This window comes from Pseudomonas sp. MWU13-2517 (assembly GCF_023242545.1).
Lineage (GTDB): Bacteria > Pseudomonadota > Gammaproteobacteria > Pseudomonadales > Pseudomonadaceae > Aquipseudomonas.
Genome location: NZ_JALMFA010000004.1, coordinates 1 through 14,076, shown reverse-complemented (window position 1 = coordinate 14,076; position 14,076 = coordinate 1). Strand labels below are relative to the sequence as shown.

Genomic DNA, 14,076 nt, shown 5'->3' with positions numbered 1-14,076 from the left:
AATGCAAGGAAGCACCCAGCTTATCAACGACTGGCCTGGAATGCCTTCAAGCCTTTGAGGGCCTGGGCACGCACGGCGTTTTTCACCAATGGCGTCCAGCCCAGCAACAGGCCTTTGGCTCCCAGGGCCTGTCGCGACCAGCGCCACAGGTCGAAGTGGTCATGGTGCTCGCAGATCTTGCCATCACGAAACACGAAACGCGCCTGGATGTCGTTGATCACCGTGTTGCCGGTGGCACTGAACAGATACGTCGCCACCCAATGCGCTGCGCCGCTGTGTTCATCGCTGCGCACGTTGTCGAAGGTCAGGGAGAAATCCTTGGCGCGGGTGGTGAGCATGCGCCACATGTCGCCGGCATCCCGGCCATGCAGTTCGCCGAAGGCCGGGTCGCTGAACACCACGTCATCGGTGTAGCAGGCGGCCATGGCCTCGGCGTCCAGGCGTTGGAACGCTTCATAGAAACGGGTGATCAACGCGGTGTGGGCATCACTCATGTGCAGCTCCCTGAATCGTTGTTGTTGATAGGAGCGCACGATAATCCGCGCGGCGGGGGAAAGCCACGGTCATTCGCCAGGGGCATGAGTGAGGTGTGCGCCGATTACAGGTAGACGACGTCCAGGGTGGCGCTGCCGTCGATCAGGACTTCTTCCGCCGCCGGCAGCTTGTTTTTGTCCACGATCCAGGTGATGAAGTCCAAGTCGGCCTTGAAGGCCTGCATCGGCAACGGCGCGTAGGACCCGGTCGCCCCGTTCAGCGAGCGCATCCAGTTCGGCTGCCAGACGGTGCCTGCGTACAGCCAGGTCTTGCCATCGACAGACTCGATCACCTCACGGGGTACGCCGTCGGCCGTGGCGTTGTTCATCCTCAGCTCGTACCAGCCGATTTTATTGTTATTGGAAGCCAGCCCAAGCCCGAAGTAACTGTCGGTCCAGTCGGTATAGCCGGCGGTGCCGAAGCGATTATCCGTAACCTTGACGGCCAGGGCAGTGGTCGCCACGCAGTTCACCTCAAACGTCAGCGTGGCATTTGGCAGTTGGGTATTGCCCCTGGGGTTAAGGTCCTGCACCGATATCTTGCCGTGGTCGACGGTGCCGCCCCTGGACAATGATGGCGTACACGCTGCCGGGGTGATCTTGCCGGTGACGCTCAGGTCCACACTCGAGGCGGCCGATACAGTAGAGACACCGGCCAGCATCAGCGCGGCGGCAATAACAAGTTGAGACTGTTGCATATCAATGCTCGCTTGCGGTCGATTATCAGCAGGGCAACTACACGTGCGTCGCCACCCTGCAAGTTCGACTCAATTAATAGACTAGGGATGTCAGACTCCCAACACACTAGCGATGAGAGGACATGCGCACTTTAGAGCACAGACTAGTTAAACCAAATACAAGTAATACGAATACAACAAACACACCACAATCATAAAACACCGCAACTATCAGGGCACCATTCCTGCTTCACGGGCATAAGCAAACAAATCCACATCCGTGGAAATGCACAGGCGGTGCATGGCCGTGCTTTTCTGCTTGCTGATCGTGGAAATACTGCGATTGACCCGTGCGGCAATCTGGCTCACGGTCATGCCGCTGGCGAGCATGCGCACCACTTCCTGCTCCTTGCCGGACAGCCTGGGAGTTTGCGCAGGTTGCGCCTGCTCAAGCTGGGCACGCAGGCATTCACTGACAAACGTACGCCCCTGCACCACGGTTTGCAGGGCTTGCGGCAGTTCCCTGGCCGAGGCGCTCTTGGCCACCACGGCCTTTGCGCCGTGGGACAACGCCGTGCGCAGGGTCGCGACATTGGCAAACATGGTCACCAGTATCACCGGCAACCTGGGGTATTGACGGTGCAACAACCCGAGTAATCCATAACCATCGGCCTGCTGGTCGCCGGGCATTGCAAAGTCCGTCACTATCACATCACAGGGGACACTGCCCACTAACGCCAGTAATTCGTCTGGCCCATTGGCCTCGCCCACGACCTTGCACTTACCACTCGCCTCAATCACCACTTTCTGCCCTACGCGAACAATAGGGTGATCGTCAGCAATAATTATGCGGAGCATCGGTAATATCCATGATGGCAAATAAGTAGCAGCCAAAATACCTCGCCCTGCCGCAGGCAACAACCGTCAATAAACGCTCTTGACAGGCTATTGCCCCATACTTCTGGAGGCCGGCATTAACACCTACACAATTAAAAGAAAATACATACAGAAAAGGACTACATAACAGAATGGAAAACTCCTTCATTTATCAAGTCGAAGTTTTCCCAAGTACTGTAGGTAACGTTCCACATCCTTATGAAACATCGCCAGCGCCATACGGCAGGTTGCTACGCCCGAACGCTGCACGTTGTCCATCAGCCACACCGCCTGTGGCTCAAGCTCCGTCGCACCGAGAAATGCCACGCCCCCCACCAGACGGTGCAGGTGATGGACCGTCAGTGCGGCATCCAGGCTTGCCTGGGCCTGGGCCAGACCTGCGAGGTCCTCATGGGCTTCGTGGATCAGGCTGGACAACAGCGGCTCGACAACCTCCCAGGTGCCGAACGAGGCCAGCAGGCTGGCGCGGGTCGGGCGCCGTTCGCGCGGAGGGCTCGCGTGCCGGGGTGGGGCTTGGCGGGCATGCAGGCATGTATCCGACAACCAGTGCCTCAGCAGTTCGCGCAACCGCGCCAGGGACACCGGCTTGACCAGCCAGCCGTCCATTCCACAGGCCTGGCAAAGACGGATGTCCTCGGGCTCCAGCCGCGCGGTCAAGGCAAGCACCGGCACCCGCTCACTGCCCGCCTCGCGCTCGCGACGTCGCAACTCGCGGGTCATGGTGTAGCCGTCCATGACCGGCATGCGGCAATCGCTGATGACCAGGTCGAACACATCGGTGGCCAGGATTTGCAGTGCCGCCTGACCATCGTTGACCAGCTGGTGAGCGACACCGAGCTTGTCCAGCAACGCGCTCATCAGCAGCCGATACGTCGCGTGATCGTCGACCACCAATACCCTGGCATCCTGCCAATGGCTGGGCAGATTGTCCGCCGGCAATGCCGTAGGCGGCCCTCCGCCTGGTTTATTGCCCCGCATAGTGACCTCATGCAGAGCGATAAGCTCACCTGGCTTTGCCTGACGCCAGGAGCCGACGACACATCATCGACTTTTCTGACAACTGCACTGGAACTTCTCGCTCAGAAAGTTTCGCCACCCATTGAGTTTGAGTAAAGGCGAAAAAAGCGCGAAACGTATCCAAATGAACCTGCCAAGGCGATACAACAACTACGACAACGGTGTTTTTTTCGAATAAAGGCGCCCTCTTCGAACGGCATTACAGGGTTGCTCGCACTATCGTAAAAGTTGCATTCACCCTGCACGGCCCCGGCGATAAATTCCCTCCCGCTTTACCAACAACAGCGCGTGCCCCTCGATAACCCTAAATCCAACGGGCAACTTCCCCGCGCACCCTATCTGTCCCTGAACCCTTGCACAGGAATACGTATTCCATGAAAGCCTCTTTCGTTGCCCTTGCGGGTACCGTGCTGCTTGTCACTTGCCCTTGGGCGTCGGCTGCCAGCAGTGTCGACCTGACTGTCAAAGGCACCATCACGCCGAGTTCCTGCACACCAAGCCTGTCCCAGGGCGGCAAGATCGATTACGGCAAGATTGCCGCCAAAGACCTCAACCAGACCACTTGGACCGAACTCCCCAAAGTCACTCTACAAGCCGCGGTGGACTGCGAAGCGCCGACTCTGTTTGCGCTGGTGACCCAGGACAATCGGCCCGCACGCCCTGTGCCGATCAGCCCGGAGCTTTACGGCCTGGGAGTCACCACCCACAACGAATTGATCGGCGGTTATTACCTCGATATCCGCCAACCACCACTGGCCGATGGCGTGCCGATCACTCCACTCAAATCCGTGGACGGTGGCCAGACCTGGAAGGGCGGGGACATTGTCACGCCCTGGGCCCCTGACACGTTCACAGGCTTTGGCGACAGGTCCAGCGGCCAAGTGGCGCCGATCCCGATTCAGGTACTCACATTCAATATCGAAGTGTGGCCCCTTCTGATGCCGGCCAAGGACTTGACCCTTACCGAAGAAGTGTCGATAGACGGCTCCGCCACCCTGGAGCTGCGCTACCTGTGAAGCGATCCACGATCAAACGCAGCGTGCTCAGCCTGCTCGCGGCAATGGCGCCCTGCGCCTTTGCCGCAAGCAGCGTCGACCTGCAGGTCCAGGGCCTGATTATCCCCGCAGCCTGCACGCCGTCCCTGAGCCAGGGCGGCACGGTGGACTACGGCAGGCTCGCGGCCCGGGACCTGCTGCCGGATACCTCCACCTGGCTGCCGCCAGCGATTATGCAACTGGCGGTGACCTGCGACGCGCCCACCTTGTTCGCCCTGCGCGGTCGCGATAACCGCCCCGGCACCGCGCACAAGGACGACGGCTATGGCTACGGCCTCGGGCTGATCAACGGCGACCAGAAGCTCGGCACCTACCTGCTGACGTTGCGTAACCCGGTGTCGGACGACGGCCCGGTGCAAACGCTGATGTCGACCACCAACGGCGATACCTGGTGGCTGGTCCCCGAAGGTACCTGGCTGGTGGCGCACCAGCTCGCCGCGTTCGGCAACAGCGACAGCGGCACACCGGCGCCGAGCCCGCTGCAAACGGTCACCGCCGAGTTGCATATCGAGCCGAGCATCGCCCCGGCCAATAGCCTGACATTGACCGAGGAAGTACTGCTGGACGGTGCCGCGACGGTCGACGTGATCTACCTGTAACCCACCCCACCACAAGGACTTGTGCCCATGCAGAGATACACCCTCACTACCCTGGCCATGTTGTTGATCGCCGCGGCGCCCGGCACTCAGGCCGCGAGCCATACCGACCTGAGCGTCAGCGGAACCATCGTCCCCAGCGCCTGCACACCGAGCCTGTCCAGTGGCGGCGTGGTCGACCACGGCAAGCTGACCGGACGCGACCTCGACCCGGACCTGCCCACACGCCTGCAACCGGGTGAACTGCAGCTTGATATTCATTGCGAAGGTGCCACGTTCTTCACCCTCACCACCGTCGACAACCGCGCCGGTACCTCGGCGATCAACCCGGCGCATCACGGCCTCGGAATGGTCAATGACAACCAGAAATTGGGCAGCGTGGCCCTCGGGGTATTCGAACCCATCGCGGACAACGTGGCGGTGCAGACCATCATGTCCCGCGACGGCGGTGCCAGTTGGGGCCCGTCCTCGTACCTGGGCCATATGGCGCTGACGTCGTTCGCCGTCGCAACAGACACCAGCACCCCCATCGCCCTGCAAGACCTGAGCGCGCGCCTGCGGGCCTTCACCGTGATTGCGCCGGCAAGCAGCCTGACCCTGCTCGATGAAGTGCCCATCGATGGCCACGCCACCCTGCAACTGAAGTACTGGTAACCCCCCATCTTTCCCAGGAGCCCGACCATGAACCTGCTACCCAAAGCCCTGACCGCCGCACTGCTGATCAGCGGTATCAGCCCCGCCTTCGCCGCCTCCAGCGTGGACCTCACCGTCAAAGGCCTTATCACGCCGAGCGCTTGTACCCCCTCCCTGTCCAATGGCGGCGCGGTGGATTACGGCAAGATTTCGGCCAAGGACTTGAACGTCGCCCAGTCGACCTTTCTCGAACAACAAACCCTGCAGCTGACCGTCACCTGCGACGCCGCGACCCTGATGGCGCTGGAAGGCAAGGACAACCGCGAGGGCACGGACTACGGCAATGACTTCATGGAATATGGCCTGGGGTTGATCAACGGCACCGAAAAACTCGGCGCCATGACCCTGCGCCTGCTCTCGCCGATGGCCGACGGTGTGGCGGCACGCACCATTGCCTCCAGTGATGGCGGCAACACCTGGTTCAGTGATCGCTACTTCATGCGCGACAACATGGTTTCCGTGGCCGACACCGCGACCATCGCCCCGATGCCGGTGCAGGTGTTCACCGCGGACCTCATCGTGAGCCCCGAGATCGCCCCCGCCAGCAGCCTGACCCTGACCAACGAAGCTGCGATCGATGGCTCGGTCACCCTGACCGTGCGCTACCTGTAAGTCTTCCCTGAACCCAAGGATCTGAAACCGCCATGAAATCTCTACCCGGCCTACTGTTGACCACCCTGCTGCTGGCTGCCGCCCATCACGCATCCGCGGCGTCGAGTGTCGACCTGACCGTCAAAGGCTTGATCGTTCCAAGTGCTTGCACCCCCGGTCTGTCGCAGAACGGTATGGTCGACCACGGCAAGGTCTCCGCCCAGGACCTGAACCAGGACTCCGGCACCTTGCTCGAAGACCGCACACTGGGCTTCACCATGAGCTGCGACGGGGCCACGTTGATGGCTATCCAGGCGATCGATAACGCCGCCGAATCTTCGCCGGAGCCCACCGACAGCTTCGGTCTCGGTTTGCTCAATGGCGAAAAGTTGGGATCGTTCACGCTTCGGATGAGCAACGCCATCGCCGACGGAGCAGTCGTCCAGACGATTGCTTCCGATGACATGGGCAAAACCTGGTTCGCCGAACCCACCATGATTCCTTTGTCCTACCAGTCAGTGGGTGCGGTGTCCGACGCCACCACGCCGATTCCGGTGCAGAACCTGCAACTGGATCTGCGGGTACGCACCTATATCCGGCCGGCGCGGAACTTCGACCTGAGTAACGAAGTTGATCTGAAAGGGTCCGCGACCCTGCAGGTCGTGTACCTGTAACCGCCCTCCCTCGATAACCCGGTACCCGGTGAAAGACACGCCATGAAGAACGCGACGCCACACCTGCTTGCCTGGCTCTACCTGCTCAGCGTCGGTGCTCCAGCACTGGCGGGGTCCAGTACGGAGCTGACGGTCTCGGGGCTGATCACCCCGAAAGCCTGCACCACGACCTTGTCGGCCGACGGTATCGTCGACCACGGCAGGGTCCCCGCGCGCAGCCTCAACCAGTATGAGTTCAGCAAGTTGCCGGCCCAGACCCTGGACCTGAGCGTGAGCTGCAACGACCCGGTGCTATTCGTGCTGGTGGGTGTGGATAACCGCGCCGAATCTTCACTCGGGCCGGGGTTCTACTACGGCCTGGGCACCAACGCGCATGTGCCCACCGAACGCCTGGGTACGGTGTCCCTGGCGATTCGCAACGCGGTGGGCGACGGCCAGCCGGCGCTGGTGCTGGCCTCCAGCAACAAGGGCCTGACCTGGTTCCCCGAGTCCAACGCCTACCCGGATAACTACATGGGCTTTGCGCAACCCGGCACGTTGGTGCCGGAGCCCCATCGCCTGGTCACCGCCACCCTGCACGTCAATACATCAATCAACGCAGCGGCCTACCTGACCCTTAACCAGGAGGTGCCGCTGGACGGCTCCATCGTGCTTGACCTGAGGTACCTCTAGCCATGTTCCCTTTCCCTGTTTTCCCCCTGATCGGCGTCCTGGCCGTGTTGTTTTGCAGCCCCGCGCGGGCTGACGGCATGGTGCCGGACACGTCCGTCGTGATCGTCAACGAAGCCGACGGTGAAGCCTCGGTGTCGGTGACCAACACCGACAGCAAACTGGCGCTGCTGCATGTCACCCTCGAGGACATTCCCGAAGACCCGGCCAAGCTGGTGTTCGTCACGCCGCCTCTGGCGCGGGTCGAACCGTCCAAGAGCCAACTGATCCGCTTTATCCTGCAAACGCCGGAGCCGCTGACCACCCAACGCCTGAAACGGGTGATTTTCGAAGGCATGCCCCAGGGTCGCTCGGAAGCCCAGGCCGGCCATGCTCGGGTCGGTGTGACGGTGCGCCAGAACCTGCCGGTGATCCTGCACCCCAAGGGCCTGGCCCCCAACCGTACACCATGGACGGGGCTGGTTTGGAACCTGAAGAACAACCAGCTGAGCGTGCATAACCCGTCGCCCTACGTGGTGCGCCTGGCCCAGGAGTTGCGGTTGCTGCCGGGTGACTCGGCGGCCCTGTTACCGCGCACATATGTACTGCCGGGGGAAACCCTGACGGTGGACACCCACGCCCCCGGCGCAACCCGCGTGCAACTGCAGCCGGCCACCGTCTACGGCTTTGCCGTGGCGCCCTACGAAGCACCGATCACCCTTTGATCGCCGGGCGCCAATGGACGGCGCCCTCATAAAAACAAAGTGGCCTCCTTGAAGGCCACCGGATGCGGCCCCGACGAGTAAAGGTCGGCGCGCACGCTTCCCGTATGTGAGAACGACCTTGTGAGCACAGTAAACACTGACCGCGACGGCGAAGCCGTGCCTGGCGTTTGCCTACGCCGGATCCTGGCCGGCCTGGCGCTGACCCTCGGCGGCGGCCTCGCGGCCAACGATGCCATGGCCGAAGGCGCCTTCGACCCCCAGACGCTGGCCCAACGCGGTATCGACCCGGAGCTTGCCAACCTGCTGCTGGAAGCACCGCGGTTCACCGCCGGGCGGCATGCCGTCTACCTGTACGTCAACGGTCAACGGCGCGGTCGCGTGGACGTGGCGTTCGATCGCCAGGGCGCATTGTGTTTCGACCGCGCCCTGCTGGACGCGGGAGATCTGAGAGTTCCAGCGGATAACCCTGACGGCAGCGCGTGCCTGGATTTTATCGACGACTATCCGCAAACCGTCATCGAACAGGACCCCGCCAGCCTGAGCCTGTCCCTGGTGGTGCCCACTGAAGCCTTGCGGCCGGTGGTGCGGGATATCTCGGGCTACCAGACCGGCGGCTTTGCCGGCTTGCTCAACTACGACGTGACCGGCCTGTACAACGCGTTCGGCGATGACAACAGCCGCTTCGCGTCGGCCAACACCGAGGTCGGCTTCAATGCCGGCGACTGGATCGTGCGCAGCCGCCAGGTGCAGACCTGGCAAGACAAGGTATCGCGCACCACTCACCTGGACGCCTATGCCCAGCGCACCTTCGCCGAACAACAGGCGGTGTTCCAGGGTGGGCAGATCAGCCTGTACAACCCGGTGCTGGCCGGCACGCAAATCACCGGCGCCCAGGTCTTGACCGAAACCGCCCTGCAGGACCAGAACCAGGGCGCAACGATCAATGGCATCGCCAACAGCCCCGCCCAGGTAGAGATACGCCAGAACGGCACACTGATTCATTCCACGGTGGTTCCGGCAGGCCCCTTTGCCCTCACCGATGTGCGCCGCTTGAACAGCCGCTCGGACGTGGAAGTCACGGTCAAGGAAAGCCTCGGCGAGGAGCGGCGCTTCACCGTGCCGGCGGCGATGCTGGGCCTGGGCCTGCCCGCGCCGGGCTACTCAGTAGCGGCCGGCCGCGTGCGCCGGATCGGTGACAGTGACGGCGCCGAACCCTGGGTGGTCAGCGGTGGCTGGAGTGGGGCCTTGCACCCCCAGGTCAGCGTCGGCGGCGGGCTGCTGGTGGCTGACCAATATCGCTCGGCAGGCATGAACCTGGGTTGGCTGCCCTGGCAGGACAGCCAGTTGCAGTTCTCGGGGCAGGCCGCCGAAGCCAGCCGGAACGGCCAGGAGCGGGGCGTGCAAACCGACTTGTCGTGGTCCCAGCGTCTGAACGATAACTGGGCCATCACCACCGCCGCGTCCTGGCGCAGCCTGGATTACCGCGACCTGGAAGAGTCCACCCACACCCGCTATACCCGCGAGCAGGAGCGTTCGCGCTATCGCGACCAACAAAGTGTCACGGCCTCCTGGGCCCATCCCTGGGTGGGGGCATTCAGCGCCGGGGTGTCGCGCTCGGCGTCCTATGCCGGTTTCAGCAGCAGCCGCGCCCTGGCGTCCTGGGGCACGAGCATCGGCGGGGTGTCGATTTCCGCCAGTGCCGAATGGCAAGTCGGTGGCCGTCAGCAGAGCGATGACAGCATTTACCTGACCATCAGCATGCCACTGGGCGAAAGCCGCCGAGGCCGCGCCTGGGCGCGCAATACCGGCGGCGAGCATCGCATCGGCAGCGGCTTGAGCGAACAACTCAACGACCAGCTCAGTTATCGGCTCGGCGTGGAGCGCGACAGCCGCGACCGTGAGGTGGAAACCTCTGTCGGTGTGTCCACCCTGCCCTGGTATAGCCAGCTGGACCTGAACTACACCCGCTCCGACGCTGAACGCTCAAGCTACCAGGGCGGTGCGCGCGGTGGCGTAGTGGTGCATGGCGACGGCGTGACGTTTTCGCCTTACCCGGTGCGCGACACCTTTGCCGTGATGTCGGTGGGTGAAATGGCCGGGGTCAAAGTCACTACCCCCAGTGGCCCGGTGTGGACTGACTGGCAAGGCCAGGCCGTGGTGCCGCAGCTCAGCGCCTATGGCCGCAGCCCGGTAGAAGTGCAAACCCGTTCGCTGCCGCGCAATGCCGACATCAGCAATGGCCTGGCGGTTATTTCAGCCGGGCGTGGGGCGGTGGACAAGGTGCACTTCGGCGTTGCCGTGACGCGCCGCGCCCTGCTGACCGTGACCGACCAAGACGGTTTGCCCCTGCCCCGAGGCGCGGCGGTGAGCACCGGCGACGGTGAGTTCGTGACCCTGGTCCAGGAAGGCAGCCAGGTATTCCTGCCCAGTGTGCTCGACACCCGCCCCCTGTGGATCAAGGCGCCGGGGCAACCGCGCTGCCGTCTGGACTTCGCACTGCCGAAAGACGGCGATCCCGATGTGTATTTCGAAACCGCACCGGCCCGGTGCCGACCACTATGAGGACTCTCGCCATGGGCCTGAAACCTGTCTTGCTGGCAGCGCTGCTGCTGGCCAACCCCGCCTGGGCCACCGAAGAATGCCGGCTCAACCTGAGCGAATCGCGCCTGGATTTCGGCCTGATGAACCGCGCCGTGGCACTTGTGCCCGTGCCCGAACGCCTGCTGGGCGAGCGTCGCTTCAGCCTCAACCTGAACTGCCCGCAGGCCACCGACATGACCCTGCTCTACCGTGGTTTGGCGGCCACCGTGGAGCGCTTTCGCTTCACCGAGCGCGGCAGCTATGACTTGCAAGCCAGTGATGCCGTGCTGGACGGGCAACCGGTGGAACTGGGCCTGCTCGCCGGCATCGGCCAGGCGCCTGGTGCGGTCGCCACCAGCCTGCGTTGGCGCCCCGGGCACGGCATCGTGCCGATGCGCGCCGGGGTGCCGGTCATCGGGCGCAGTTTGTCGGTGCAACTGCAGGCCAGCGCCTGGGTCGGCGAAGACGCAGCCCGCGTGAGCGATGCGGTGACCTGGGAAACCAGCGGGCTATTCGATGCGGTCAACGCTGGGCGGTCGCGCGAGCTGAGCCTGCTGGCGCGCTTCGCGCCGGCCGCCTGCACGCCAACCCTGTCCAACGGCGGCCATGTGGCACTGGGCAAACTCTCGATCAGTGACCTGAGCCAGACTCAGGACACCCCGCTGCCACCACGCCCGGTGGTGCTCAACGTGGCCTGCGATGCGCCGACCTATTTCGCCGTGCGCATGCAGGACAACCGGCCAGGCTCGGCCACCGGTGACGTCGATGCGAGCGCCTACGGCCTGGGCCTGGATGCGCGCCGGCAAAAAATCGGCCGCTACCGCCTGGCCTTCGATCCGAACCAGGCCAGCGCCGACAGTCATGCCCAACTCTATCGCACCGACTCCGCCACTGGCGGCTTGCCATGGAGCAGCGCCAGCAGCAGCCCGCTGGCCGTCGCGGCTGACCGCTACCTGGGCTTCGGCACTGGCGCCGGCAGCACCAGCGGCCCCGCTGCGATCCAGAACCTCAGCGCCACGGCCAGCCTGGAAGCGCTGATTGCACCGCTGGGCGCCCTGGACCTGGGCAGTGAGGTACGGCTCGACGGCGCGGCCACCCTGGAAATCCATTACCTTTAGGAGCTATCCCATGAAGCGTTCCCAGATGCACCTGTTCGCCCTGCCCCTGCTGTGCGGCGCAGCCCTGACACATGCGGCTTCCACCGTGGAGCTCACGGTCAGCGGCCTGATCACGCCCATGGCCTGCACCCCGGTATTTTCCGGTGGCGGCGTGATCGACTTCGGCAAGATTTCCCGGCAAGACCTCAACCTGACCAATGGCACGCGCCTGCCGCTGAAGTACCTGACGCTGACCGTCAGTTGCAACGCACCCGGCCGTTTCGTGCTCCTCATGCGTGACAACCGCGACGGCACCGCCCACATCGACAGCGAGATCTACTATGGGCTGGGCCTGGACAATGGCGGCAACAAGCTCGGTGTGTATTCGCTGAGTTTCGACCCCAGGCAGACCGTGGTCGACGACCTGGCGGTGGTCTACGGCACCGAGTCCACTACGGGCGGCGTGGCCTGGCGCACCTCCAACAGCAACCCCATCAACATCGGCTCGCGCAGCCTGCTGGGCTTTACCGAACTGGAGGGCAGCACCGCAGGCCCTTCAGCGATCAAGAACCTGACCAGCACCGTCACGCTGGAAGCGGTGATCAATGCCAGGCAGAACCTGGACCTGAGCGCGGAAACCCGCCTGGATGGCTCCGCTACATTGGAGGTGATGTACCTGTAAACACAGTCGGCAGGGGCGGAGCCGGCCAGCCCGCATCAAGGCGAGACTTTCTCGCTGCGCACGTTCACATACCGCGCACGCCCCGCCCCGCAGCCGGTGATGATGGCACCTGCGCCGATCACTGCGAAGACCCAGCCGGTCGCGCCCCAGCCGCCGGTCCAGTCGTGGAGCACGCCCACCGCCAGCGGCCCCATGGACGCCAGGGTATAGCCCACACCCTGGGCCATGCTGGACAGGTTGGCGGCCACATGGGAATCGCGCGAGCGCAAGACGATCAACGTCAGGGCCAGGCTGAACGTCCCGCCCTGCCCCAACCCCAGCAGGATCGCCCATCCCCACAACCCTTGCAGCGGCGCAAACAGGCAGCCGAACAAACCCACCAGCGTCAGCAGCATCACCACCACGATAGCCAGGCGTTGGTCCTTGCCACGCGTGGCCAGCCACGGTGCGGCAAGGGCGCTGGCCAACTGCACAATGATCGAACCGGACAGCATCAGTCCGGCTTCAGTGGCACTCAGGCCCCGATCGATCAGAATCGACGGCACCCAGCCAAACACGATATAGGCAAGGGACGACTGCAGGCCCATGTACAAGGTCACTTGCCAGGCCAGCGGGTCGCGCAGCAGACCCTTCACGCGATAAGCCACCGGGTGTGCGCCATGGGTCTGCCGGACCTGCGGCAACCAGAACAGCGCCGCCACCAGCGCGGGCAGGATCCAGAAGCCCAGGCCGATGTTCCAACTGTCGCCAAAGTAATGGCTGATGGGCACCGTCGCCCCCGCCGCCAGCGCCGCCCCCAGGCACAGCGCCATGGTGTAGACGCCGGTCATGGTGCCTGCCTGCCGGGCAAAATCGCGCTTGACGATGCCCGGCAGCAATACGCCGATGATGCCGATACTCGCGCCGGCCATGATGCTGCCGGCAAACAGCCCGAACTCGCCGAACGCACTGCGCAGAATGATCCCGGCAGCCAGCGTCAGCAGAATCCCCAGCACCACCCGCTCCGCCCCGAAGCGCCGCGCCAGGACCGGCGCCAACGGTGCGAACAGGCCCAGGCACAGCACCGGCAAGGTCGTCAGCAGACCGGCCTTGGCTGCCGACAATCCCAGGCTGGCGGACACATCACGCAGCAGCGGTGACAGGCTCGACAGCGCCGGGCGCAGGTTCAACGCCACCAGGACCAGCCCCAGCAGCAACAGCCATGCGCGGCTGACCACCGGTGGGCTGTGTTGCACGATGTCGTCGTCGGCTTCGGCGTCAATCAACAGTTCTTCAAGTTCGGTGGGGCGCTTGGCTTCAAGGTTCATTGATCAACTGCCGGCAGAGGGATTTGGCGCATTCAGGGTCTTGCTGCGTCACCGCATCGAGCAGGGCGATATGCAGGTCGAAGACCGCCTGGCGACGGGGCGAAAGGTTGAGGGTCTGACGTAACCGGGCGCCGACGATAGCGCAAAAGTGCGGGTACAGCTCGCTCAGCGCCGGTTGCGCGCGGTGCCCCACAGCCTATGCAGAGTTGCCGGCAAAGGCAACGCACCTGGGTTTTCCCGCAGGCAAAAATAAACCCGGCACCAGGCTAATGCCAGTCAGTTAAGAAGGGGAAAGGCTGAAAAG

The 14,076-nt window shown here is 63.5% G+C and carries 15 protein-coding genes and 1 pseudogene; 10 read left to right on the top strand and 6 right to left on the bottom strand.

Annotation, left to right across the window (positions count from 1 at the left end; all coding sequences use genetic code 11):
• Nucleotides 1-23: 23 nt before the first annotated feature.
• From M5B97_RS06960 to M5B97_RS06945, 4 genes are all read right to left on the bottom strand, one after another.
• Entirely contained in the window at nucleotides 24-494 is a 471-nt protein-coding gene (locus M5B97_RS06960; RefSeq protein ID WP_248731102.1) for a nuclear transport factor 2 family protein, read from the bottom strand.
• A gap of 104 nt (nucleotides 495-598) precedes the next feature.
• Nucleotides 599-1,231, bottom strand: a complete 633-nt coding sequence (locus M5B97_RS06955; RefSeq protein ID WP_248731101.1) for a DUF1120 domain-containing protein — start codon at nucleotides 1,229-1,231, stop codon at nucleotides 599-601.
• A gap of 210 nt (nucleotides 1,232-1,441) precedes the next feature.
• A complete protein-coding gene (locus M5B97_RS06950) occupies nucleotides 1,442-2,068 on the bottom strand; it encodes a response regulator transcription factor (RefSeq protein ID WP_134658497.1) in 627 nt (208 codons plus the stop codon).
• Nucleotides 2,069-2,251: 183 nt separating this feature from the next.
• Nucleotides 2,252-3,085 carry a response regulator gene (locus M5B97_RS06945; RefSeq protein WP_248731100.1) on the bottom strand — a complete coding sequence of 278 codons (834 nt, stop codon included), beginning with the start codon at nucleotides 3,083-3,085 and terminating at the stop codon, nucleotides 2,252-2,254.
• A gap of 413 nt (nucleotides 3,086-3,498) precedes the next feature.
• Here M5B97_RS06945 and M5B97_RS06940 point away from each other — a divergent pair, with 413 nt between their 5' ends.
• From M5B97_RS06940 to M5B97_RS06895, 10 genes are all read left to right on the top strand, one after another.
• Nucleotides 3,499-4,140, top strand: a complete 642-nt coding sequence (locus M5B97_RS06940) for a DUF1120 domain-containing protein (RefSeq protein ID WP_248731099.1) — start codon at nucleotides 3,499-3,501, stop codon at nucleotides 4,138-4,140.
• The gene (locus M5B97_RS06935; protein ID WP_248731098.1) at nucleotides 4,137-4,778 is read left to right on the top strand and encodes a DUF1120 domain-containing protein; all 642 of its coding nucleotides are present in this window, start codon (nucleotides 4,137-4,139) and stop codon (nucleotides 4,776-4,778) included. Before M5B97_RS06940 ends, M5B97_RS06935 begins: the two co-directional genes overlap by 4 nt.
• A gap of 27 nt (nucleotides 4,779-4,805) precedes the next feature.
• A complete protein-coding gene (locus tag M5B97_RS06930) occupies nucleotides 4,806-5,429 on the top strand; it encodes a DUF1120 domain-containing protein (protein WP_248731097.1) in 624 nt (207 codons plus the stop codon).
• Nucleotides 5,430-5,456: 27 nt separating this feature from the next.
• Nucleotides 5,457-6,080: a DUF1120 domain-containing protein gene (locus M5B97_RS06925; RefSeq protein ID WP_123714690.1), complete on the top strand. Its 624-nt coding sequence runs from the start codon at nucleotides 5,457-5,459 to the stop codon at nucleotides 6,078-6,080.
• Nucleotides 6,081-6,112: 32 nt separating this feature from the next.
• A complete protein-coding gene (locus tag M5B97_RS06920) occupies nucleotides 6,113-6,733 on the top strand; it encodes a DUF1120 domain-containing protein (RefSeq protein WP_248731096.1) in 621 nt (206 codons plus the stop codon).
• A 42-nt stretch (nucleotides 6,734-6,775) separates the two neighbouring features.
• Entirely contained in the window at nucleotides 6,776-7,405 is a 630-nt protein-coding gene (locus M5B97_RS06915; protein WP_123714688.1) for a DUF1120 domain-containing protein, read from the top strand.
• A gap of 2 nt (nucleotides 7,406-7,407) precedes the next feature.
• The gene (locus M5B97_RS06910) at nucleotides 7,408-8,106 is read left to right on the top strand and encodes a fimbria/pilus chaperone family protein (protein WP_248731095.1); all 699 of its coding nucleotides are present in this window, start codon (nucleotides 7,408-7,410) and stop codon (nucleotides 8,104-8,106) included.
• A gap of 120 nt (nucleotides 8,107-8,226) precedes the next feature.
• Nucleotides 8,227-10,668: a fimbria/pilus outer membrane usher protein gene (locus tag M5B97_RS06905; RefSeq protein ID WP_248731094.1), complete on the top strand. Its 2,442-nt coding sequence runs from the start codon at nucleotides 8,227-8,229 to the stop codon at nucleotides 10,666-10,668.
• 11 nt (nucleotides 10,669-10,679) lie between these two features.
• Complete coding sequence (locus tag M5B97_RS06900) at nucleotides 10,680-11,804, top strand: DUF1120 domain-containing protein (protein ID WP_248731093.1); 1,125 nt, start codon at nucleotides 10,680-10,682, stop codon at nucleotides 11,802-11,804.
• Nucleotides 11,805-11,814: 10 nt separating this feature from the next.
• On the top strand, nucleotides 11,815-12,465 hold the full coding sequence (locus M5B97_RS06895; RefSeq protein WP_248731092.1) for a DUF1120 domain-containing protein: 651 nt from the start codon (nucleotides 11,815-11,817) through the stop codon (nucleotides 12,463-12,465).
• A 35-nt stretch (nucleotides 12,466-12,500) separates the two neighbouring features.
• Here M5B97_RS06895 and M5B97_RS06890 read toward each other — a convergent pair whose 3' ends face one another.
• Complete coding sequence (locus M5B97_RS06890) at nucleotides 12,501-13,772, bottom strand: CynX/NimT family MFS transporter (protein ID WP_248731091.1); 1,272 nt, start codon at nucleotides 13,770-13,772, stop codon at nucleotides 12,501-12,503.
• A pseudogene (locus tag M5B97_RS06885) lies at nucleotides 13,762-13,947 on the bottom strand (GntR family transcriptional regulator); the annotation flags it as partial. The gene M5B97_RS06890 and the pseudogene M5B97_RS06885, both read right to left, overlap by 11 nt.
• Nucleotides 13,948-14,076 lie beyond the last annotated feature (129 nt).